Origin of the sequence: Yoonia sediminilitoris (genome assembly GCF_003058085.1) — a bacterium.
GTDB lineage: Bacteria > Pseudomonadota > Alphaproteobacteria > Rhodobacterales > Rhodobacteraceae > Yoonia > Yoonia sediminilitoris.
On record NZ_QBUD01000010.1, the window covers coordinates 24,746 to 48,652 of the forward strand.

At 58.0% G+C, this 23,907-nt stretch carries 18 protein-coding genes and 1 pseudogene; 6 read left to right on the top strand and 13 right to left on the bottom strand.

What is annotated here, in order from left to right; all coding sequences use genetic code 11:
• Positions 1–159: 159 nt before the first annotated feature.
• Positions 160–384 (bottom strand): hypothetical protein, encoded by a 225-nt coding sequence (locus tag C8N45_RS16250; RefSeq protein ID WP_108387318.1) that lies wholly within the window; start codon positions 382–384, stop codon positions 160–162.
• Positions 385–552: 168 nt separating this feature from the next.
• Between C8N45_RS16250 and C8N45_RS16255 the strand changes: the two genes are divergently transcribed.
• Together C8N45_RS16255 and C8N45_RS16265 are read left to right on the top strand one after the other, a co-directional pair.
• On the top strand, positions 553–3,126 hold the full coding sequence (locus tag C8N45_RS16255) for an ATP-binding protein (protein ID WP_108387319.1): 2,574 nt from the start codon (positions 553–555) through the stop codon (positions 3,124–3,126).
• A 575-nt stretch (positions 3,127–3,701) separates the two neighbouring features.
• Entirely contained in the window at positions 3,702–4,007 is a 306-nt protein-coding gene (locus C8N45_RS16265) for a DUF1330 domain-containing protein (RefSeq protein WP_108387321.1), read from the top strand.
• A gap of 380 nt (positions 4,008–4,387) precedes the next feature.
• Here the strand turns inward: C8N45_RS16265 and C8N45_RS16270 are convergent.
• Positions 4,388–4,817: pseudogene (locus C8N45_RS16270) on the bottom strand (transposase); the annotation flags it as partial.
• 323 nt (positions 4,818–5,140) lie between these two features.
• Here C8N45_RS16270 and C8N45_RS16275 point away from each other — a divergent pair.
• Entirely contained in the window at positions 5,141–7,132 is a 1,992-nt protein-coding gene (locus C8N45_RS16275) for a PA domain-containing protein (RefSeq protein WP_211095479.1), read from the top strand.
• A gap of 1,049 nt (positions 7,133–8,181) precedes the next feature.
• Positions 8,182–9,090 (top strand): NAD-dependent epimerase/dehydratase family protein, encoded by a 909-nt coding sequence (locus C8N45_RS16280; RefSeq protein ID WP_108387322.1) that lies wholly within the window; start codon positions 8,182–8,184, stop codon positions 9,088–9,090.
• Positions 9,091–9,773: 683 nt separating this feature from the next.
• Here the strand turns inward: C8N45_RS16280 and C8N45_RS16285 are convergent.
• Entirely contained in the window at positions 9,774–11,129 is a 1,356-nt protein-coding gene (locus C8N45_RS16285) for an aminotransferase class III-fold pyridoxal phosphate-dependent enzyme (protein WP_108387323.1), read from the bottom strand.
• Between the two features lie 165 nt (positions 11,130–11,294).
• A complete protein-coding gene (locus C8N45_RS16290; RefSeq protein ID WP_108387324.1) occupies positions 11,295–12,071 on the bottom strand; it encodes an IclR family transcriptional regulator in 777 nt (258 codons plus the stop codon).
• Between the two features lie 258 nt (positions 12,072–12,329).
• Between C8N45_RS16290 and C8N45_RS16295 the strand changes: the two genes are divergently transcribed.
• Positions 12,330–13,562: a Tm-1-like ATP-binding domain-containing protein gene (locus C8N45_RS16295; RefSeq protein WP_108387398.1), complete on the top strand. Its 1,233-nt coding sequence runs from the start codon at positions 12,330–12,332 to the stop codon at positions 13,560–13,562.
• A gap of 17 nt (positions 13,563–13,579) precedes the next feature.
• Here the strand turns inward: C8N45_RS16295 and C8N45_RS16300 are convergent, their stop codons facing one another.
• Genes C8N45_RS16300 through hmgA form a run of 5 tightly spaced genes read right to left on the bottom strand, consistent with a single transcriptional unit; the run spans position 13,580 to position 18,926 of the window.
• A complete protein-coding gene (locus tag C8N45_RS16300) occupies positions 13,580–13,768 on the bottom strand; it encodes a DUF2783 domain-containing protein (protein WP_108387325.1) in 189 nt (62 codons plus the stop codon).
• A complete protein-coding gene (locus tag C8N45_RS16305; protein ID WP_108387326.1) occupies positions 13,765–15,372 on the bottom strand; it encodes an FAD-dependent oxidoreductase in 1,608 nt (535 codons plus the stop codon). Before C8N45_RS16305 ends, C8N45_RS16300 begins: the two co-directional genes overlap by 4 nt.
• A gap of 31 nt (positions 15,373–15,403) precedes the next feature.
• The gene (locus C8N45_RS16310; protein WP_108387327.1) at positions 15,404–16,354 is read right to left on the bottom strand and encodes an MBL fold metallo-hydrolase; all 951 of its coding nucleotides are present in this window, start codon (positions 16,352–16,354) and stop codon (positions 15,404–15,406) included.
• Positions 16,351–17,583: a fumarylacetoacetase gene (gene fahA / locus C8N45_RS16315; RefSeq protein WP_108387399.1), complete on the bottom strand. Its 1,233-nt coding sequence runs from the start codon at positions 17,581–17,583 to the stop codon at positions 16,351–16,353. The genes C8N45_RS16310 and fahA overlap by 4 nt, the downstream gene beginning before the upstream one ends.
• Before the next feature lie 8 nt (positions 17,584–17,591).
• On the bottom strand, positions 17,592–18,926 hold the full coding sequence (gene hmgA, locus C8N45_RS16320; protein ID WP_245882713.1) for a homogentisate 1,2-dioxygenase: 1,335 nt from the start codon (positions 18,924–18,926) through the stop codon (positions 17,592–17,594).
• A gap of 107 nt (positions 18,927–19,033) precedes the next feature.
• Here hmgA and C8N45_RS16325 point away from each other — a divergent pair, with 107 nt between their 5' ends.
• Positions 19,034–19,489 (top strand): MarR family winged helix-turn-helix transcriptional regulator, encoded by a 456-nt coding sequence (locus C8N45_RS16325; RefSeq protein ID WP_108387329.1) that lies wholly within the window; start codon positions 19,034–19,036, stop codon positions 19,487–19,489.
• A gap of 68 nt (positions 19,490–19,557) precedes the next feature.
• Here C8N45_RS16325 and arsB read toward each other — a convergent pair whose 3' ends face one another.
• The 4 genes from arsB to C8N45_RS16345 are packed head-to-tail and all read right to left on the bottom strand — an operon-like array spanning position 19,558 to position 23,709.
• A complete protein-coding gene (gene arsB, locus C8N45_RS16330) occupies positions 19,558–20,595 on the bottom strand; it encodes an ACR3 family arsenite efflux transporter (RefSeq protein WP_108387330.1) in 1,038 nt (345 codons plus the stop codon).
• Positions 20,592–21,869, bottom strand: a complete 1,278-nt coding sequence (gene arsJ / locus C8N45_RS16335) for an organoarsenical effux MFS transporter ArsJ (protein ID WP_108387331.1) — start codon at positions 21,867–21,869, stop codon at positions 20,592–20,594. Before arsJ ends, arsB begins: the two co-directional genes overlap by 4 nt.
• Complete coding sequence (locus C8N45_RS16340) at positions 21,866–22,864, bottom strand: ArsJ-associated glyceraldehyde-3-phosphate dehydrogenase (protein WP_108387332.1); 999 nt, start codon at positions 22,862–22,864, stop codon at positions 21,866–21,868. The genes arsJ and C8N45_RS16340 overlap by 4 nt, the downstream gene beginning before the upstream one ends.
• Complete coding sequence (locus C8N45_RS16345; RefSeq protein WP_108387333.1) at positions 22,861–23,709, bottom strand: arsenate reductase/protein-tyrosine-phosphatase family protein; 849 nt, start codon at positions 23,707–23,709, stop codon at positions 22,861–22,863. Before C8N45_RS16345 ends, C8N45_RS16340 begins: the two co-directional genes overlap by 4 nt.
• Positions 23,710–23,907: the final 198 nt, after the last annotated feature.

Sequence of the window (23,907 nt, forward strand, 5' to 3'; positions counted from 1 at the left end):
GCTGTGCCAGCGAATGGCGGCTTTATCCCGCAACCAGACATTCGGCTTTGGCTCAGTTAACTCGAAAGTCTGTTGAAGGACATGCGGGCCGCGCCAGACCGGCCGGCCTTCAAGTCGACTGCCTTAGAAACCAGCGCGGGATCTTTCCGGAAGGCGATTTCACATCATCAACCGATCCACTTTGCGGCGGGCTTCCTCGCGAAGGGTCTCGGCCTGTTGAATGCGCTCAGCCAGAGGACGTGGGTCTGTGAATTTGGGCCCTTGGAGATATGCGACGGCGGCCATTCGAGGCATTTTCGCCACTTCCAGCACGGCCAAGAGGGTCGCGCGCGGAACGCTCCACGTGAAGGAACTGGCGGTGTGGGTTTCGGGCATGTCGGTCATGTAGCGGCTCCTTGTCGTTCGCTTGCTTGTCTGAAGATCAAACTAACCAACGGGGGGTGCGCGCGCGTCGGGAAGGTTCCCCATTTTTCTACTTTGGCATTCCCTATTTTTGAGGCATCGTCGGCCGAGGTCGACGTCCGGCGCGGCCAATTGTAGGGAGATGAAGATTTGGGTACGCCTATCCTCGAACGCGACCTGGCGCTCGCGCAACTCGATGCGCTGGCAAAAGCCGCAGGTCAGGGTGCGGGTCACACCGTTTTCGTCACTGGCGAGGCGGGCGCCGGCAAGACGACCCTTTTACGCGCGTTCGAGGATCAGATGACAGACGCACGTGCGCTTCGCGGCGCGTGCGAGGACCTTTCAATCCCTGAACCTTTGGGTCCGCTCCGGGACCTCGCTCTCGATGCTGGGGTTGATCTCGATACACTGTGGAGGACCGAGGGTGACAGGCTATCCGTTTTCCTGAACTTGCTTGCCTGCATCGAACGTTCGGAGGAAACACCAATCCTGCTGATCGAGGATCTGCATTGGGCAGACGAGGCGACGCTGGATTTCGTGCGCTTCGCCGCGAGGCGCCTGCGGACGCGCAGGATACTGATGGTCGTCACCGCGCGGGATGACGAGACTGAGGGCCGCCCACAGCTGCGCCGTGCGATGGGCGGCGTCGCCCCCAAGGACGCGACCCGGATTGTGTTGGAGCCACTTTCCGCCGAGGCTGTCAGCCACCTTGCAGCAGGCAGCGGACAACCTGCGGACGAGGTGTACCGGATTACCGGTGGCAATCCGTTTTATGTGACCGAACTCTTGCAGGGGGGCGGTGACGACGCCTTGCGCAGCGTACAGGACACGGTGCTCAACCGGCTCGGCCGACTGCCGCCTGATACACGCAATGTTCTTGAGGCCGTATCGATCTTTCCAAGACGCGCCGAACGTGACTATGCCCTGGCTGTTGCAGAAGAGCGCGAGGAGGCATTCGATCCTGCTATCGACAGCGGATTGATCCAGGATGATGGCACATATGTTACGTATCGGCACGAAATCGCGCGACTTGCGGTCGAAACGGCCTTGCGGCCCACGCGACGGCGTCGTCTCAACAAGGTTTTGCTTGAGTATATGCAGGCGGACGGACGCGTGCCGAATGCCCGGCAAATGCACCATGCCCGTGCCGCCGGCGATAGCGCGCAGATTTCGCGCCTTGCGCCGATGGCGGGTCGCGAGGCCATGGCCGCTGGCGCCAACCTACAGGCCGCCGATTACCTGTCTATTGCGGTCGAGCGCGCCGATCCGGGTGATGCCACCACATTTGCCGAACTGCTCTTCGATGCCGGCGAGGCCTGCCGTCTTGTCAGTCGGATACAGGACGCCATGGGATATTTCGAGCGCGCGCTTTCCATCAGAGGCCCCGACAACGCGCTCCGCGGTCGCATCCTGCAACGTTTGTCCCGCGTGAAATGGGCTGCCGGCCAGAAGGTTCAGGCGCGCACTCTCGGTAACGAAGCCATCGACTTGCAGGAAGGACCAGACACCGAAGAACTGGCCATGGCGCTAGCCAGCCGCGCGCAGATCGCGATGTCGGATTACGAGATGGAGGCAAGCCTGCCGGTGGCGCAACGTGCGCTGGACATGGCGCGCCGGCTAGGACGCACCGACATCGTTAGCCACGCGCTCAGCACGCAGTCTCTGGCCACGCTCTTCGATAGTTCGCAAATGAACGCGCTTTATGCCGAAAGTATCGAAGCGGCCAAGGCCGCGCGCAGTCCGATCAACCTCGTGCGCTGCATCGCCAACGGCGGGGTAGTCAACTGGTACGGATTGCGCTTTGCTGACGCGCTGGAGTTCTTTGACGAGGCGATCGCCACCGGCTACGAGACGGACACGATCGAACAATCAGCGTTCTACCAAGGGTTTCGCGTACATACTCTTGACCGCCTCGGCCGGTGGGACGAAGCATTCGCTATGGCGCGTGAAATCATCGCCCAACCTCTCGAGCAATCGTCCCCCGCGATCATGCTCCGGTTGACCGCATCGCGGATTTCGATGCGGCGGGGGGAGAGCGACGGATCCGAACATCTCGCAATGATCGACGCCCTTATGGGAGAAGAAGACGGCCGCCACATCTGCGATGTGGCCTGCTTTCATGCTGAAAGGGCATGGCTGAAACTGGAGGACCAGGATCGCGCGCAGGCTGCGATGGAAGATGCGCTGGCGTTGAAGATTTCCCCGATGCTTAAAGAGGAGGTCCTGGACTGGCAGCGCCGGATCGACGCGGCCCGCCTGCCTGACGAAGTACCCGACCTGCACGAAGTTTATCGCGAATCTCTTTCTGGCAATTGGACGGCGGCGGCAGAGCGCTGGCAGCAGCTTGGTGACCCCTACCGCGAAGCCCTCGCTCTGGCCGAAGGTGATGCAGCGGCCGTCACGCGTGCCCTCTCGATCCTCGACCGGCTGAAAGCAAACCGGGTCCGTGAGACTGTTCTTGTCCGAGCACGCGAACGCGGACTGGACATTGACGCGCCGGCCCGGCCACGGGCAACGACACGGGCGAACCCTGCCGGCCTGACGCAAAGGCAAATGCAGGTTCTTGCCCTGCTCGGTGACGGCATGTCGAATGCCGAAATTGCGGACAAGCTCTTCGTTTCATCAAAGACAGTCGATCACCATGTCTCTGCCATCCTCGGCAAGCTTGACGTCGCTTCGCGCGGAGAAGCCGCCGCGCTGGCCCGCAAGCAGGGCTGGTTTTGACCAGAACTATTTTATCCGACCGCATTTTTGTTGCATCGTTTTGATCCTCGGAGTTTCCGTTGCGAGAGAGAACCATCCGCAGCGGGAAAGACACGTTGATGTGCAACCCCGAATTCAGCAACACCTACCGCGAACGCTCGCTCTCCATGCAGACCGTTCGCAAGCGTTTTGACCAAGAGTAGCCGTAAGGAAAAGCACTGGGTGCCGTGCGGGCCCTGTTTTCAGCTTCGACGACCAGAATACCAATAGTTTATGCTTGCAACGAATGTCCGCAAACCGCCCGATGCGTCGAATGCTGCGCCGGACACCAAGTTCGGTGAAGGGTTTATAGCCGACTTGCGGCGACGCGGCGGGGCGATCTGCGACCCAATGCCGAAAACAGACATTGCAAGAATCGAGATGATCTGGCGTTTTCTTCTGCTTGGCACAGTGCGCCGACATTCGCTCGTTGGAAGCTGTCGTTCGCATAATTCGGGCTGACTGAAGGTTTAGAGTCCCGATTGGTCGTTTAAATGTATTCATTCGGTAACGCGGCAGCTATATCTTCCGTGTCAGGGAGTTGAAAATATTTTGCTATGCCCGCTCTACTTATAGTCAATGAGACGATCACCGAACCCGAACTGTTCGAGGAATATAAACGCGCGGTTGTTCCGACTTTGGAAAAGTTCGGAGGACGTTTCCTTGCCCGGGGCGCAGCGCTGGAAGTGCTGGAAACAAGCGGCACTTGGGCTCCTGATCGATTGGTGATCGTCGAGTTTCCTGACATGGCGGCACTCAAGGCATGGTATGAAAGTCCCGAGTATGCTCCGGCACGCGAAATCCGCTTTCGATCAGCGGCCAGTACTCTGGTAGCCATGGAGACAACCCCGATTTCTCAATAACTCCAAATGGCGGTTTAGTCCGCATGTGAGACATAGAATGGGAGCGCATCGAACGTCCGGATTGGGTTTCGGCCCATTTGCACGATTTGAATGTCCGGTTTCGGGAAATCGTGCTGCGCCTCCGCGCGCAACTCCGTGGTGCGGTCGAGCAATAAAGGTGGTCTTCGCTGCGCCAGCATCAGGCAGAAAAGTCCCACAACCCGGTCATTACCTCGATTTTGGCGAACGTCCGTTGTTGGCAAAACCTGCCGTTGAAGTCCTGACCTATTTATAGGTCCCGCGCCGAGTACGCGATACCGATCACATCGCCATCAACGTCCTGTGGATTGCAACCATCGCCCAGGTGTCACGAATGCAAAGCCCAGAATGTCGAGTGTCTATGTGACCGGCAAATGCGATCCTTCAACGGTGCGGATGATCTCCAGCTTCTCCGATGCCGGGTACCTCATTCGTGGTCGCCCCCATCGCCTGTCATGCTTTTTTGAGAAGTCGCAATTCGAGCGTCTGTTCCGCAACCACCTCTTTGATATCCTTTGCCTCCCGGCGCAGTTCCTTGACCTCATCAGCGTTCGCCGCCCGAACTGTGTCGCCCGCTAACCGTTTCTTCCCGGCTTCCATGAAGTCTTTGGACCACTTGTAGTAGATGCCCTGCGATATGCCTTCACGACAGCACAGCTCGACAATGCTGTCATCGCCACGCAGACCATCCAGCACGATCCGGATCTTCTCTTCAGATGAATAATGCTTGCGCGTGGCGCGCTTGATGTCTTTAACGATCTTCTCGCCAGGGCTCTTCGGTGTCTTTCTCATCGTCCACTCCTTGATGGTTACGATGAGCTACAAACCCTCTCTTGGCAAATAACCCTATTTGGACCCATAAGCGCTGACGTCAGACAGATGAGTTTTGGGCTGATGGCTCAACCCTGACCGTGTTTTCTTGCAAATGACGTTCAATTCGGCCTACGGTTAAAAGATGACGATTCCGTGATTGGGCGTGAGGTCTGTGTTAACTCAGCCCATCGTTGCGTGCGATGAGTACGCTAGTTTGGTCTGCTGGCAGCGGACTGTTCTTCGCTTTGCGTCGGCAGGAGGCAACATGATCCGCAGACCCTTTTGAGTAGGGGACTAAATCATTGAAATACATTATAAATCCTTTTAGCAGGAGCGTTGCAGCGGTCTCGGCCGTCGCGCTTCTTACATTTGTGCTACCGGGGCTTGCGCATGAAAGCGACACCGAAGGGCACGTACCTGCAAATACCAACTACGGGTTTGAGGTGATTGGTCGCGATCTGCTGGTCGGTGTCCAGGACGGGCTTTATACAGACGTCTGGTCGCACAATGGATATGCCTATGTCGGGACCTTTCAGGAACCGGGTTGCACGGACGCCGGCGTGTTCATCGTCGATATCGAAGCGGCCATCGCCAATTTTGACGGCGGCGTCTCCGAAGGCGCAACTATAGCGGAAATCAAATCGGCTCCGAACACGCGCATCAACGATGTGAAGGTACACAGGGTGGGCGACACCGATGTATTGATCACAACGCAAGAACCTTGCGGCGATGCGATCCCCGGCGTGGCAAATGCCGGTAACACGCCTCTGGACAAAAAGGGCGAATGGCGCGGGTCTGGCCCGGCGTCACAAAAGGGACAGGGCGGAATCAGTCTCTATGATGTGACGGACCCCACAAAACCAATCGCACTGCGCAAGAACTTTCTGGAGTTTGGCGGCGTCCACAATACATTCTCATGGGATTGGGAAGGCAAGTCCTACCTGATCGGCACTGCCAATACCTTTGATTTCTTTGACACATTCATTGTCGATATCTCAAAACCCCAATCGCCCAATCTGCTGGTCACGACGGGCGCTCTGGATTGGTTCGCTGTTGGTGCCTTTTTAGACGGGCAGTTTGAAACCGGTTCTTCGGCAGGGATTTTCAACCATGATGTCTGGGTTGATTTCATCGACGGCGTGCCCACTGCTGTTGTGTCCTACTGGGATGGCGGGTTTGTCACGCTTGATCTGACCGATCCTGCGAACCCCGTGTTCCTTGGCGACAGCACTTACCCAGATCCTGAACCCATTGTTGGTGAACCCTACGAAGGTAACGCCCATGCGGCGGTGTTCGGCGGCAACGGCGATTATATTTTTGGCGGAGACGAGGATTTCTCGGACAGCAGTTTTGGGATCAACTATTCAGGTGTCGATTATGCCGCAGGGCAATCCCTGTTCGGTCCGGGGTCTGACGCGCTGGCCGGAACGGTGGTCTGGACAGGTGGCGAGGGTTGTACGGCCGCAGAAGTGCCCGCAGCTACATCCGCCGGGCAAGTTGCGCTGATCCAGCGCGGTGCATGCTTTTTCCAGGATAAGGCCGAATCGGCGCAGGCACAGGGGTATGCCGGTTTCATCATTGCCAACAATGCGGCTGGTGGGGATGCGTTGATCAACATGGCGGGCAGTGGTGCCAGCCCTGAACCAACCATTCCCGGTGTGTTCATAGGTTACAGCACAGGTGAGATCATCAAGGCCAATCCCGGTGGCTTCGCTGCCGCATCGTCCGTGTTTGATGGCTGGGGCTATTTTCATGTGATCAACAACACCGGTGCCGAAATCACGGTCCCAAGCCGGGGTATGGCGAATCCGGACACGATGACCGTGCCGCAATTGCATGAATTGGGTTACTATGCCCCTGCCGAAGCGGTAGAGCCGCCCGCAGCAGGTGCACCGCCAGTGGGCGACCTGACGATGCACAACATCGAAGCCGACCCCCGCACACAGGACCTCGTGCCAATGTTCAATCAGGGTCCGCGGATGTTTGTATCGTGGTATTCGCTGGGCATGCGCGCGATCGAATATCGCCCCGGCCATTACCACGACAACAGCAACGGCGAGGGCAGCTATTCGCAAAACGTGCATGAAGTCGGCCGCTTTATCGCCGAGGAAGGTTCCAACTTCTGGGGTGTGCATGTGGATGAACGCCCCAATGGGGACCAGATCATCCTGGCGTCTGATCGGAATACGGGGCTTTGGGTTTTCAGCTTCAGCTGCGTGACCCGCGTCGAAATTGGCGATGGCGAACAGGACGTCTTTTACTGCGATCCGGCAACTGACAGTACAGGAGGCTGAAGGACCGGACTGACGGTTTGAAGGCAACCAAGCCGGGGCATACGTGCCCCGGTTTTTTACTTTGCAAACCGTGCGCCTCGGAGCGTGCGGCCACCAAATATCAAGCACGGACGCAGGGAGTGGGCAAAACTTGGTGGTCGAGCAAAGTGACTATGCCTCCATCCTAGCCGCACAACGCCTATGTCAGCCGCGTACTTGCAATTTTCCAAGTGTTGCAACTCTCGGTTTTTATGTCTCGAACCCACCGACCACCATGTTTTACCAACTCCCAGTTGCAGATTTGCTGTGGTGAAGGCGGTCAGTTTTGGTGAAGCTTGGCAAAGATCTTACGTCCCAAGGTTTGGCGTTTTCAAAGTGTTGAAAGAACCCAAGGCTGCGCCCATTTCATGACCATTGTGGTCAAGTCCCATCACATCGCACCTGTCTGGCATACAAAAAAAATCCATTCAACTACCGCAACCTGAATAGGTTCCCCGCCTGAATGGTTGCACGCATTGGTCGAATCAAGGCTTGGGCGGATACTTTTCTTTTCAATGTCCAGAAGGTCAAATCGATAGCATGCCTCAGCGCGAAAACCACGTACATCAAAAGCGGCATCGCTGTCTCAGCGAACTCCCAAGGCGCTTGTTGGTATTGAACGCGCTGAATTTACCGAGCTGAAATTGCCAGCGGAACAAAATCCTGCAATCCAGCGTCTCAGGCAGCTTCAGTCAATGGTCGACACCCGCTCAACAATGAAGCCCACGCATGGTCCGTCTCCCAACCACGGCTCAATCCTCCAGAAAAAGCTTGTGCGTTTCCGGGCGAAGGAGACGTATCCAGAAGCCAATATCGGCGCGGAGATTTTGCCCGCTGACTTTGGGACAACAGCAGAGTACTTTGATTAACTTTCGGACCTCACGCCATTCGACGGATCCTTGCCTCTCCGGTGATCAAGCTCTTCGGCATGGAAGCAAGCATCTTCGTCTCGACGCTCGCGATTCATTTGTGGCTTTTCGCCACCGGGTTCACCATGATCGGTATGGCATTCTTCAAGAAAGGAAACTGATATGGGGTACCACGCCGTGTTGGGAGGGGGCGGCGCCATTGGCCGCGCGACCCTCAAGGCAATCGAGGCCAAAGGGCTCAACGGCAGGGCGCTGACGCGGGCAGACGCCGATGCTATGGATCCCGAGGCGCTGGTTCGGGTTCTTGACGGGGCCGAGGTTGTCTATGACTGCGTCGGACTGCCCTACAATTCCGACCTCTGGACAACCGGCTTTCCGGCGATTTCCAAGGCATTGGTCACAGCCTGCGAGAAAACCGGCACGAAAATCGTCTATTTCGACAATGTCTATCTTTACGGACCCGCACCCTTGCCTGTTCCGTTCGCGGAAACGACATCCCGCATCCCGCCATCGCGCAAGGGTCGGGCGCGCAAAACCGCCGTCGAAATCGTCACGCAGGCGCATCAGGCGGGGCGCGTGCGCGCAACGGTTGGACGGGCGGCGGACTTCTATGGGCCGGGGGCTGTCAACTCGCCCTTCTACATCAGATTTCTCGAAAACATGCTGAAGGGGAAATCCCCGCAAGTCGCCATGCCCAAAGGTCCGGTGCATACCTATGCCTACACCGACGACATGGGACGCGCGCTAGTGGATCTGGCGTTGTTCGACGCGGCATACGGAGAGGAATTCCACCTACCCGTCGGACCCGCCGTGAAAGTGTCGGACATGGCCGCGCTCTTCAACCGGGAACTCGGCACATCCCTGAAAACAACACACATCCCAGACATCGTTCTGCGTGGACTATCGCTCTTCAAGCCTCTGATCCGGGAAATCCAAGAGATGAGCTATCAATACAAGACCGACTATATCATGTCAGACGCCAAGTTTCGGCAGCGCTTTCCTGAATTCACATCGACGTCCTATGAGGATGGCGTGGCAGCGATGGTCGACCACTTCCGAACAGGAAACTGACTTCGGCCAGCCCACCTCAACGGGCCACTTCGTTTTGCGGTTGCCGCGAAAGACTGGTCCGACGGCCTAGTCGCAATAGGACGCTGTCAGCGCCAGTTCGATCCAATCTGTTACGTCCTCGGCGCGCATGTTTTTTGCAGGACTTCTCCCCCCCGCCCTCTCATCTTTTGCGCTGACGCCGACCTTACCATCGGCGCATTGCCCATACCGATTTGGGATGCATGGCGCATCGCCTCGCCCGACGTGATGAACGAAGTGGTCGAAACAAGCGACTTCCACGCCCCGCTCGCCGTGGTCTAGTATGCCTAGGCCAAACAATGTGGGACTTCATAGCGGGCTGTTACGAAACCTGCTCGGTCAAGCGTTAGCCTTGCCTTTCTTGACGTCCCACGGGTCCGGCCCAGCCCCGGACTGGCTGTTGGCGGGCCAGATACGGCGGCCTTCATCATCGAAAGTGTGCAAGGGCCCATGGCCCGCAATGTCGGTTTGAACAAGGACGGGTTGCCTGTGGCCATGCAATTGATCGATCGCCCGCGCGGCGAAGCGGATTTGCTGGCGGCAGCCGTCAGGGTAGTGCGCTTTTGGCGGCCCACTACCCGTCACTGACCCCGTCGTCAGGCACGATGTTTAACGCATTCCGAGGACAAGCCTGAAACACAACTTTTTCGGGAAACCCTGTCGTGTCAGGCAGCAGCAGAAAGCCCGGCATCAAGAGACGACAGTATCTTGTCGATATCAGACTCTTCAATGATCAGCGACGGCGACAAGATGATGTTGTTGCCCGACACCCGGATCATGACCCCGTTTTCGTAGGCTGTTTTTGACACCAAGGCACTTGTCTGCTTGCCGATCGGGGTCTTGTTGCCACGATCCGACACCAATTCAAGCGCACACATCAGCCCGTGCCCACCGCGCACATCACCGATCAGGGTATGGTGGCGTGCAAGCTCCAACAACCCCTCAAAAAGCTGCGTTCCGCGTGCAGCGGCGTTGTCCTTGACCGACAGACGTTCGGTTTCTTTCAGACACGCAATCGCAGCAGCGGCACCAACCGGATGGCCGGAATAGGTATAGCCAGATCCAATCGCCCCGCGCCCAGAGGTATCGTCTTCAAAAGTTTCGGCAAGCGCCTCACCGATCATCACAGCGCCGAAAGGGAAATAGCCGTTGGTGATCGCTTTGGCGATGCACATCATATCGGGCTTTACGCCCCAGTGGCGCGACCCCGACCAGTCGCCTGTCCGCCCAAAGCCGCAAACCACCTCATCCGCGATCAGTAGAATCCTGTATTTGTCACATATCGACCGCACACCGGGCATGAAGCTTTCATGCGGTACAATGACTCCGCCTGCGCCCAGTATCGGCTCCATGATAAAAGCCGCGATGGTATCGGCCCCCTGAAACCCGATCTCGTCCTCAAGGGCAGCAAGGCAAAGCTGCACCAGCTTTTCCGGATCACTTTCGTTGAAAGGGTTGCGGTAGGCATAGGGAGCCGGAATGTGAAAACAGCCGGGCATCAGCGGTTCGTACTGGGTTCGGAAATTGGCATTGCCGTTGACCGAAGCACCCAACGTATGTGTGCCATGATAGCCCTTTTTCAGGCTCAAATACTTGGTACGCCCACCCTCGCCCCGAATTTTGTGGTACTGACGTGCCAGTCGCAACGCGACTTCGACCGAGTCAGAGCCTCCAGAGGTATAAAAGCAACGCGCCATCCCATCTGGCCCAAAGAAATTGCGCAACATCCACGACAGTTCGACCGCCGCATCATTGGTCGTGCCGCGAAAGGTGGAATAAAACGGCAGGCGGTGCAGCTGTGCAGCGATGGCATCCTTGACCGGTTGGCAGGAAAAACCCAAATTTACGTTCCATAGTCCGCCGACGGCATCTACCGTTTCGTGACCGTCAATATCCGTGATGCGTACCCCGTGCGCCTCGGTGATGATGGTGGGAAGGTTGGCAAGGCTGTCAGCCGGGTGCGACATGGGTTGCCAGAAATGCTTGGCGTTGTTTTCCTTCAGGAAATTGTTGTCTTTCATTGATCGCTCCATCTCATCCTCTGCGCGTCCATCACGCGTGCATGGCTTTGGCTCCGGCCGCTGACGTCGAAATGCACGGGGATCAGCCCCGCCGCTTGCGCGCCCCGAATATTTCGTCGTTGGTCATCGACAAAAGCGCAGTCCTACGCCGCAAGAGTAAGGGCCTCAGGCACATGCCACCCCCATGTTTTCTGCCATGCGGCCACCAAGCGACTGGCTCAGGATCGGCGCAAGGTCATGCAGGGTCGCAATGGCACGCGCACGCAGGGCATCATCCATACGTCCCGCCGGTGCGGCGACAGCCACAGCGCCACTGGCGGTCCCGTTCGAACCAAATACCGGCATGGCGACGGACACGACATCTGGGTCAAAGGTGCGATCTGCCACAGCAAACCCGAGCTGCCGCGCATCTTCGCTCAGGCGATGCAGCGCCTTTTCATCCCGTGGGGTCCGGCCGGTGAATGACGGTAGCGGGGTCGCCCCGATGCCTTTCCATAGCGCCGCAGGACCGAACGCCAGCAGACTGATACCCGATGCCGTACCGTGCAGTGGCAAAATGGCGCCATGGTCAAATACCACGGCGGTCCCGTGCCGATGCGGGTCGTGATGGGCGATTGTGGCCAGTGACCGCCCCTGCAACAGCGAAAAATGAACCAATTCACCCAGTGACAAGGCCGCCGCACGCACCAGCGGTTCAACCGCACTGTGAAGCGGAAAACAGGTTTCGCGGATCGCGGCCAGTCGCAAAACGGCGGGGCCCAGACGATAAAGACGGGATTGCATATCCTGTTCGACAAAACCGGTCTGCTCAAGCTCGGTCAGATATCTGTGAACCGTCGCCTTGTCGCGACCGGCAAGGCGATAAAAATCGCTCAGTCCGATTTCGGGGCGGTCGACCGAAAAGAGTTCAAGCAATGCTAGCGCTTTCGCTGTCGTTCCCATACGCGCCCTCTCCTTTGGTTTGTGGGGATACTTCGCAGCTGTTTTTCCATGGCTTGACACGGCAGCATCGGAAAATCAATGTAATTCAAACCACCGGTTCATCATCCAAACCAATCAAAGACACGCCATGTTTGAACAATCACAAATCGATGCGCTACGGGCATTGCCCGACGCGACGGGCCGTCTCTTGGTCACTGCATGCAGTCTGCGAGTCTGTCGACCGCAAGACCGCTTGGATCAACCATCGAGGAGATCGCAATGACCGACAAGACAATCCTTGTCACGGGAACCTACGACACAAAGTCAGTTGAGCTTGGCTTTCTGACATCTTGCATCCAGCAACAGGGCGGCCACGTCCTGACCATGGACGTCAGCGTTCTGGGTGATCCGCCAGAGCCGGTTGATATCAGCAAGCATGATGTCGCCGCCGCGGGCAGCAGCAGCATCCAGCAGGCCATCGACAGCGGTGACGAAAACCACGCGATACAGATCATGGGGCGCGGGGCTGCGGCGATGGTTGCAAAGCTTTATGCCCAGGGACGCATCGATGCAGCCATCGTGCTTGGCGGGTCCATGGGGACTGATCTGGCCCTTGATATGTTGGCAGCCATGCCTCTTGGCGTCCCGAAATATATTGTCTCGACCATCGCGTTTTCACCTTTGCTGCCGCCGGAACGCCTGCCCGCAGATATACAGATGATCCTTTGGGCGGGCGGGCTTTATGGGCTGAACGCGGTCTGTCGTGCATCATTGGCGCAGGCCGCCGGAGCAGTGCTGGGTGCTGCGCGCGCGGCGCGTCCGCCGCAAAAAGGCACGCCTCTGATCGGCATGACCAGCCTTGGCAAGTCCGTGCTGCGCTACATGGTGACGCTGAAGCCGGAGCTGGAAAGGCGCGGCTACGAGGTTGCCGTTTTTCACGCCACCGGCATGGGCGGGCGGGCGTTCGAGAACCTTGCCCAGGAAGGTGCATTTGCCTGTGTTTTCGACTTTTGCACGCAGGAGCTAGGCAACCATGTCTTCGGCTCGATGGTCAGCGCGGGCGGCACGCGCCTGACCGGGGCGGGCAAGGCTCGCGTGCCACAGATCGTGGCGCCGGGCTGTTACGATCTGGTTGATGTGATCGGTTGGCAAGAGACCGACCCGCGCTTTGACGGGCTGGAAAGCCATGCCCACAATCGCCTTATCACCTCTTTTGTTCTGGATGCGGACGGGCGGCGCAAGGTGGCCCGCGCCCATTGCGAACAACTGGCAAAAGCGCAGGGCCCGACGGCTTTTCTACTGCCCAAAGGTGGTTGTGGCGCATGGGACCGCCCCGGAGAGCCGCTTCACGATACTGCAGGTCTAAAGGCTTTTTGCGATGAGATGGCCGCGACATGTCCCGACAACGCCGATTTGCATCAGCTTGATTGCCACATCAATGATGAAGCCTTTTGCGACAAGGCGCTGGAAATATTCGACTCCTGGCGTGCGCAAGGGCACATTCGCGGTTAGCGACAACCCTTCGGCGCTCAGGCGCGGGCCACCTCAAGCGCCTCGCGCAGAACGTCCAGATCGCCGATATGATTTATCAGCGTCAGGATCAGACGTGCATTCAACGCATCGCTTTCTTCTTTGCTCAGCCCTTCATGCGCCGTCAGCAAAAGATCATAGGCATCATCGGGCCGATCGACATTACGGGTCGTGATCAGGGCGCTCATGCGCATTCCTTTCCTTGCGCGCGCATGTGCGCCGCGGCGATCTGTTCGCTGGTGGCAGTACTCCAGCGGGCAGCGACATGCTGATCCGGACGGATAAGATATATCGCGGACACCGCATCGCCCAGATAGCGCGCGGCAAGCTCTGGCCCAGGGGCATCGATCTGCACGACGGGCAGATCATTGATAGCGGGCGCGTCGCAGCGGATGACCAGCAATGCAAAACCGTTGCCCAAACGGTTCAGCAGGAAACCGTCCGCCCAAGGCGCATCTGGTGCGGGTGCGCCGGGCCTGGTGCCGTCAGGTCCATCAGGCAGCGAATCCGGCGTGTTCAGACCAGACCCATCATAGATGCAAGGTTGCGACAGCCGCCCGGAATTCACAAAAGGCCGTGCGAAATCATGCTGACGCGACAGTTGCAGCACGGCGTTGCGGAAAATCCGGCTCTGTTCGGATTTGGGGGTGATAAAGTCCGTCGAGCGTGTGGAATTGCGGATATTCTCATCCGCTGCCGCACCGCGTTCAACATCGTAACTGTCGATCAGCGTCTCAGGGGCGTCACCCTTCAGCACTGCAGCCAACTTCCACGCGATATTGTCGGCATCCTGGACACCGCCATTGCAACCGCGCGCGCCGAAGGGCGATACCTGATGCGCACTGTCGCCAACAAAAAGCACGCGACCTTGCCGGAAGGACGACATGCGGCGGCATTGGAAAGTATAGATCGAGGTCCAGACAAGTTCGTAATTCACGCCCTCGCCCAGCATCGCGTCGATCCGGGCGCGGATGCGATCCTCTTGCAACTCGGTCTTGCGATCAACGTCCCACCCGATCTGGAAGTCGATGCGCCAGATATCGTCGGGTTGTTTATGCAGCAACGCACTGTCGCCCGCGCCGCGGAAGGGCGGTTCGAACCAGAACCAGCGTTCGGTCGGGAAATCGGCGGTCATGCGCACATCGGCGATCAGGAAACTGTCCTGAAACACCTTACCCTCGAACCCCAGATCAAGTGCCTTACGCGTGGGCGAGCCTGCACCGTCACAGGCCAGCACCCAGTCGGCGGTGATCGCATAGCTGCCATCAGGGGTCGCGATGTTCAAACTTGCCCCATCGTCGCGTACGTCCAATTCTTCAACCCGATTTTTGCCGCGGATCTCGATGGGCGCGCCGTCCGCCTGCGCAGCGCGGATTCGGTCCACCAGAAACTTTTCGAAATAAGGCTGTTGGAGGTTGATGAAGGCCGGGCGGCGATGGCCACCTTCGGGCAGCAGGTTGAAGTCGAACACGCGGTCCGTGCCGTGGAACACCTTGCCAAGGTTCCAGACAACGCCCTTATCGACCATCGGATCACCGCACCCCAACCGGTCGCAGATTTCCAGCGTGCGTTTGGCAAAGCAGATCGCACGACTGCCCTCGCCGACACCTTCGTGGTCGTCCAGCACCAGCGTTGCGATCCCCTGAAGGCCCAAATCAAGTGCGGTTGCCATACCGACAGGCCCGCCGCCGATGATCACGACCGGATGATGGGCCTCTACCCCCGCATCCTGATCCGCGCTGCGCTCGTAGGGATAGAGCTTGTGGACAACGGCATAACGGTCATCAAGCATTTGAACGTCTCCTCACCGGGGGCTGGAACGGTTACTTTTGCAGGGCGGCCCACATGTCTTTGTCGCGTTGGGCCGTCCAGATGCGCGGCGTATCAATGCCCTGCGCTTCGTCGTAGGCGCGGGCCACATTGAACGGCAGGCAATGTTCGTAGATCGCAAAATCACCGAATTTCGGATCGCAGACCTCGCGCACATGGGCCATCGCCTCTTGCAGAGTGCCGCCCTTGACCGCGACACGGCGCACCGCATCATAGGTCGAGTTCACGAAATCGGCTGTACTGTCCAGCGCTGCATTCACCATGTCACGCCCGACCAAGGCATCGCCACGACCCGGCGCAATGGCTTCAAGATCAAAGGCACGAATATTCTCCAGCGTTTGCGGCCAGTCCCCGTAATGCCCATCACCGCAGTAGCAGGCAGAGTGGTATTCCACGATATCACCAGTGAACATCACGTTGGAATCTGGCACATGCACAACGATATCACCTGCGGTATGCGCGCGGCCAAGCTTCATCAGATCGACACGACGGTTGCCCAGATAGACCGACATGCGATCGCTGAATGTGGTTGTTGGCCAGGTCAAACCGGGGATGCTTTCATGCCCCTGAAAAAGTCGTGGGAAGCGGTCGAATTCGCTGTCCCAGTCCTCTTGGCCGCGCTCGGCGACCATGGCACGGGCTACGTCGGACATGATGATTTCAGGGGCACCATAGGCCGACGCACCCAGCACACGCACCGCGTGGTAATGGGTCAGCACCAGATGGCTGATTGGTTTGTCGGTAACAGTGCGGACCTTTTCAATGACCTTTTCGGCCAACCGTGGCGTCGCCTGCGCCTCAACGATCATCACCGAATTGTCTCCGATGATCACGCCTGAATTGGGGTCACCCTCGGCGGTAAAGGCCCAAAGCCCCTCGCCCACTTCTGTGAAACTGATCGTCTTTTCCGCCATATCGCCTGCGGATGCAAATGCCTTGCTCATGTCGTCTCCTTGTAAAAATCGGGGGCTGGCAGAATGGTGCCTGTGCAGGCGCCAAAGCCGACCCTGTAACCATCACCCTGCGCGTGGCCTGTCAGTGTCAACCTATCGCCGTCTTCGATGAAGCGACGGGTCTGATCACCAAGGGTAATCGGATTTTGCCCACCCCATGTCATTTCCAGCAAAGAACCATAATTATCCGGCTTCGGCCCCGAGATTGTCCCGGACCCCAGCAGATCGCCGCTGCGCATGGCACAGCCAGACGACGCGTGGTGCGCAAGTTGCTGCGCGGACGAATAGTAAAGCTCTTGCATGTTGGTGTGGCTGATCTGATGCCCGTTCATGTGAACGAACAGATCAATATCGTAAAGCCCCGGCGTATCCTCGACCAGATAGGGCAGCAGTGGCACCTCTCGGTCGGGCGCAGGCGCGGCAAAAGGGGCGAGTGCCGCGGCGGTCACGATCCAGGGGCTTATGGAGGTGGCAAAGGCCTTGGCTTGGAAGGGACCAAGCGGCTGATATTCCCAAGCCTGCAAATCCCGCGCCGACCAGTCGTTCAGCAAGACATAACCAAAGATCATCTCGCGCGCTTGGGCCACCGTGACGGGCTGGCCCATGTCGGATGGCGTGCCGACAATGGCCCCTATCTCAAGCTCGATATCCAGCCGCTGAGAAGGTCCGAACACAGGGTTTGCTGCATCTTTGGCCTTTGTTTGCCCGACTGGCCTGCGAATATCCGTGCCGGAAACCACCACGGTCGAGGCACGTCCATTATAACCGATAGGGATATGCAGCCAGTTGGGCGGCAGCGCATTTTCAGGACCGCGAAACATCGTGCCGACATTTTGCGCGTGCTGCTTGCCCGCGTAAAAATCAGTGTATTCGGCCACGCGAAACGGCATGTGCATTGCGGCGTCCGACATCGGCACCAGCATCGGGGTCAGGTCCTCCACATGCGCGGATCCCTCTTTCAACAGGCCAATCAGGCGGGCACGAAACGCAGCCCAGACCTTTGGCCCGGCCTTCATCAGTGGATTCCACACGGCCTGTTGCAACAGATCCTGCGTGCCGGTCAGGCCCGCCATTTCGGCCTGCGCGACATCAAGGATCATATCGCCGATGGCCACGCCGCACCGGGGCGCCTGACCATGCGTCGAGAAAACACCGTAAGGCAGGTTATTCAAACTGAAATCAGTGTCGGCGGCATTCGCCCCTGCCACCCAACTGCTCATTGCTTTGTTCATTTCTTGCCCGGCGTTCCGTCGAACTTCTTTTCCAGCCCGTCCCAGCAATCAACGTAGTCGTCCTGCAAGGGTGCCTCTTTTGCGGCAAATTCCGTCAGATGCTGGGGAAAACGGGTTTCGAACATGAAGGACATCGTGTTTTCCAGCTTTTGTGGCCCCAGTTCCGCGTTCGATGCGCCCTCAAAAGCGTTGCGATCCGGACCGTGTGGCAACATGCAGTTATGCAGGCTCATCCCGCCGGGCACAAAGCCTTGCGGTTTGGCGTCATACTGGCCGTGGATGTTCCCCATCAATTCGGACATGACATTTTTGTGGTACCATGGCGGACGGAACGTATCTTCGGCCACATTCCAGCGGTCGCGGAACAGGACGAAATCGATGTTTGCTGTCCCTTCCACGCCCGACGGCGCGGTCAGCACCGTGTAGATCGACGGATCAGGATGATCGAAAAGAATGGACCCAACGGGACAGTAATTGCGCAGGTCATACTTGCATGGCGCGTAGTTGCCATGCCACGCCACAACATCAAGCGGGCTTTGACCGATGTCGCTCTGGTGGAATTGCCCGCACCATTTCACCGTGATGGTCGATGGCACCTCGCGGTCCTCGAAAGCTGCAACCGGTGTCTTGAAATCGCGCCGGTTGGCCATGCAATTGGCACCGATCGGGCCCCTGCCCGGCAGTTCGAACTTCTGGCCGTAATTCTCGCAGACGAAACCGCGGCACGGACCTTCCAACACCTCGACACGGTAGACCAGACCACGCGGGATCAATGCGATCTCTTGCGGGGCGACATCGATGATACCAAGCTCGGTTGAAAAACGCAGGCGGCCTTCCTGTGGCACAACCAGCATCTCGCCATCTGCAGAGTAGAAATAGGCATCAACCATCGATTCTGTGACAAGATAGATGTGACTGGCCATTCCCGACTGCGTATTGACGTCCCCTGCGGTGGTCATCGTGCGCATGCCCGTCAGCCAGGTCAGTGGGGCATCGCCTTGCGGCACCGGGTCCCAGCGGTACTGACCCAAGGACGTCACATCCTGCGGCATATGCGGCGCAGATTTCCAGTAGGGCAATTCGATCCGCTCAAAGCGCCCCTGATGGCGGACGCTCGGGCGGATGCGGTAGCACCATGTGCGTTCGTTCTGGTGACTGGGTGCGGTAAAGGCGGTGCCTGAAAGCTGCTCACCGTAAAGGCCGTAATTCACCTTTTGCGGGCTGTTCATGCCTTGGGGCAATGCGTCGGGCAAAGCCTCGGTTTCGAAGTCGTTCCCGAACCCCGGCATATACTGCGGCACCGCCGCCGACTGCGCGCGCGGCGTGGCCATTCCTTTTGCCTGAGCGTGCTCATTCATCGAACATCCTCCTTGTACGAAGCTAGGTCGCAATATAAAGTCACATTTGTAACTAACAAGCCTCTGATCATAGGGTTTCCATGGGTGAATTCAGCCTTGCCGATTTCGTTCCGTACCTGCTGAACCAAGCGGCCGAGCAGACCAGCCTTGATTTCTCGTCGATCTACCGCGGTCGCTACAACATGCGGCGGACGGAATGGCGTGCCTTGTTTCACTTGGGTCATTTTGGAGCGATGACAGCCACCGATATTGCCCGCATGTCGAAAATGCACAAAACAAAAATAAGCCGTGCAATCAAAGAATTAGAGGAAAAGCGCTATGTCAGGCGCGAACAGGTTTCCAACGACCGCCGCAGCGAGTTACTCAGCCTTCTTCCGGCAGGCCAACGGGCGTTCAATGATCTTTATAGCATCGCAGAGCGCCACAACGCGCAATTGCTGTCACAGTTTTCGCCCGGCGAAAAGCTCATCCTTCTGGACTGTCTGCAGCGGCTGTCAAAACTTGATCTTGCGCCGCCCGATCAGTCTCTTATGTAACTATCTGGGCATCCATTGCGCGGCAACCCGTGCACTGGCAGTGATCAACCCGCATCATGCGGTTTCGGCTATCGACTCTCAGGTTTCGCGCGCGGGTCAGGCGCAAAGCGCGAACGCGTGCGGTTTGCGAAGGCCACCAACGACAGCATCACCGGTACCTCGACAAGAACGCCGACAACGGTTGCCAGCGCCGCCCCCGAGTTCAAGCCAAACAGACCGATGGCTACGGCCACGGCCAGTTCAAAGAAATTTGATGTCCCGATCAGGGCGCAAGGGGCCGCGATCCGGTGTGGCACTTTGAGGGCATAGGCGGCCGCATAGGCCAGCGCAAAGATACCGTAGGACTGCAAAAGAATTGGTACCGCAATCAGGGCGATGACCTGAGGCCGATCCAGAATGACCTGTCCCTGCAACGCAAACAGGATCACGACGGTCGCAATCAGCCCGATGATCGACCACGGTTTGATATGCGTGCGGAACGCCGCAATCCGTTCGACGCTGCCAAGCTGCCTGCGGGTCCAGAGCCCGGCCGCCAGCGGCAGCGCCACAAAGAGGATGACCGAGAGGACAAGTGTCTCCCAAGGCACAACGATGTCCGTGACACCCAGCAGGAAGGCAACAATCGGTGCAAAGGCAAAGACCATCACCACATCATTCACCGACACTTGCAGCAGCGTGTAGCTTTCGTCGCCGCGCGTGAGCTGCGACCAGACAAAGACCATCGCCGTACAAGGTGCCGCCCCCAACAGGATCAGACCGGCGATATATTGTTTGGCGTCATCCGGTGCGATCAGGTCCGCAAAGACCACCTCGAAGAACAGGACGCCCAGCGCCGCCATGGAGAACGGTTTGATCAGCCAGTTGACGATCAGCGTGATCGCCAGCCCCTTCGGTTGTTTGGCCACATTGCGCAAGCTTGACAGTTCAACGCCGACCATCATCGGATAGACCATTGCCCAGATCAAAGCCGCGACCACCAGATTTACACTGGCCACTTCCGCCGCTGCGATTGCAGAAACCAAGGCCGGCGCGGCGCTGCCGATGGCAATGCCCCCTGCCATGGCAAAGGCAATCCAGATCGTCAGATAGCGCTCAAAAATGCTCATTTTGCCTCGTTTTCTTGCTGAACATGCGACAGGCGGCCGGACACAACGGCAGATGCAGCAACCATCACGGTCGCAGTGCCAAGCATGAGCGTCAATCCCCCGACCTGATAGGTCAGGCCCGACAAGACCGTTCCCGCAAGTCGCCCCGCCGCGTTCGCCATGTAGTAGAAACCGACATCCATCGTGACCCGCTCTGCTTTGGTAAAGGCGAGGATCAGGTAGGAATGCAATGCAGAATTGATGGCAAAAAGTCCGCCAAATAAGAGCAATCCGGCAATCAGGGTCATGGTCAACCACATCTGGGGGCCAGACGCGGCCCATGCTGCCACCGTTAGCACAGCCGGAACCGCCGCCAGGACCCAGGCCCAACCGCCTGCGGAACTGACCAATTCGGCCTCGTTGCGCATTCCTGCCCGCAAGATGCGGGGTGCCGACGCCTGAATAGCGCCATAGAGAATGATCCAGAGAGACATGAATGTGCCGATCAGGAAAAAGGCCGCGCGATTGCCCGCTTCACTGCCGTCAGACAACACCGCGTAAAAGTAAATCGGAATGCCAACGACAAACCAGACGTCCCTTGCCCCGAAAAGAAAAACCCGCGCGGCGCTTAATCGGTTTACGTTAGCCGACTTGGAAAAGACTTCGGAAAATTTCGCTCCCTTGCGCCCTTTCGGCAGACCAGCAGGCATCGCAATCAGGACAGCCAGCAGGATCACCGCAAGGATCGCAGCCATCCCCAGCACTGCCGTCGCAAATCCCAACGCGGCCAGCAGTGCCGCGCCCAGAAGAAAACCCAGGCCCTTCACTACATTTTTGGAACCTGTCAGTATGGCGACCCAGCGAAACAGCCCATCACCACGCGCGGGCGCAAGGATTTTCACAGCAGACTTTGATGACATCTTGGCCAGATCCTTGGCGACGCCGCTTGCGCCCTGAACCATCATCACAAAGGCGACCGACGCCCCGATCGCCCAGTCAGGGTCCAGCTGGGTGAGCGCAAGCAGAGCAAGCACCTGTATCCCCAGCCCCGCATAGAGCGTCGCGGTCAGACCAAAGCGCGCGGCAATCCAGCCAGCACACAGGTTGGTGACCATGCCTGCGACCTCGTAAAGCACGAAAAGATAGGCCAGCTGGACAGGCGAAAACCCGATCGTGTGGAAGTGCAACAGCACCAGCATCCGCAGCGCGCCGTCTGTCAGCATGAACGCCCAATAAGCCGCTGTGACAGCGATATAGGCCGACAGCCCATCAGGCCGCGCAGAGGTATCGGTCACAGGCTGTCACCGACCATAAGGGCCACATCCACCAATCGGTGCGCATAGCCCATTTCATTATCATACCATGCGTAAATCTTCACCTGAGTGCCGTTGATGACCATGGTGGACAGCGCATCAATAATGCTCGATCGCGTGTCATTGGTGTAATCAGTCGAGACGAGCGGGCGCTCTTCATAGCCCAAAATCCCGTTCAGTGGCCCTTCTGACGCGGTCTTGAACAGCGCATTGACTTCTTGGGCAGTGGTTTCACGCTCCACCTCGAACACGCAGTCCGTCAAAGAGGCATTTAGCAATGGGACACGCACCGCGTGACCGTTCAACCGACCCTTCAGTTCAGGATAAATCAGTGTGATGGCGGTCGCGCTGCCAGTCGTCGTCGGGATCAGCGAGTTCAATGCAGACCGGGCTCGACGCAAATCCTTGGCCGGGCGGTCAACGATTGTTTGTGTGTTTGTCACATCATGGATGGTTGTGATAGCGCCATGCTTGATCCGCAGGTTCTCATGGATGACCTTTACAACCGGTGCCAGACAGTTGGTCGTGCAACTAGCGGCAGTCACGATGCGATGCAGGTCAGGTGCATAAATGTCGTGATTTACGCCATAAACAATGTTTGCCGCATCGCCATCTTTCACAGGGGCCGACACGACAACCTTTTTCACGCCGGCGGCAAAATAGGGCGCTATCTTAGCCTCTGTCTTGAAGACGCCGGTGCAGTCGATCACCACATCAACTCCGCCCAGCGGGAGGTTTGCAATTTCGCGGGTCCCGATGAAAGGCAGGCGCACGCCATCGATTGTGACGCTGTCCGCATCATGCGCGAAATCCGCCTTCCAGCGTCCGTGCACCGTGTCGAATTCCAGCAGATGCGCATGCATTTCAGGGTCGCCAACGGCATCGTTGATCCAAGCGATCTCGGCCCCCTGATCCAAAAGAGGTCTCAAAGCGAGCTTGCCGATGCGGCCAAGGCCATTGAGGGCATAAACGGTCATGTGGAAGGACTTTCTTGTTTGGATTGGCCGATATCATCGACAGCCTTTTGAAGGGACATTGGGTCAAGCGCAGCAAGCGGCAGGGCAGTAAAGGCGATCATGCGGTTGCGCAGCGCCCTGTAAGTCTGTTGAAACGCGCGGCGCTTTTGCGCGGTATTCCCTTCGACTTTGGCTGGATCAGGCAGCCCCCAATGCGCACTGACGGGCTGGCCCTTCCAAGAGGGGCATTCTTCATTGGCCGCCTGATTGCACACGGTGAAGACGAAATCGAAGTCCGGGGCATCCGCCCCTTGAAATTCAGCGATATTCTTGGCGCGCAAAACAGAGATATCATGCCCTTTATGTTCCAGCGCCGCGCGTGCGAACGGGTTCAGTTCCGCGCGCGGACGGGTACCAGCCGAGTATGCCACAAAACGGTCTCCGGCGATATCGCGCAGGATGGTTTCCGCAAAGATCGACCGTGCGGAATTTCCGGTGCAGATGAACAAGACAGTGTATTTGCGGTCGGTCAACGGGCCGTCGGCACGAGCAGCCAGATCGCCATGCGGGGCGCAGATTTCTGGTCGCCCCCGGCAACAATCATGCATAAGGTAGTCGATTGTCTCGCGGGCGATATCCATGTCGATGGCGTAGCGCAGAGACGTGCCAACACGTTCCCGGCTGACCAGACCTGCCTGCATGAGCGCGTTCACGTAAGTCGACAGCGTGTTTGCTTTAAGCCCAAGCGCCCGCGCCAGTTCGGTTGCGGGCACGCGGTCGGGATAGCGGCGCATCAGCAGCCGGAAAAGGGCCAAACGGTGTGGATGACCGAGTGTCGAAAGGCGATTGGGGATTTCTATTTCCATATTTCATGAATATGTGAAATTTAATCTTGTGAAAAGTGAAGCTTTTGTAAAAACCGTCGCGAAGCGGGCAAAACGCTCTGTTCCGCAGGCTGCCGTCGCCATCGAACGAAACCACGATGTCGTCCGGACGGGCTGCCATCACACCAAAATACAAAAATTCGCGCTAAGTATCCCTCCACGTTGGCCGACATGCGCCCT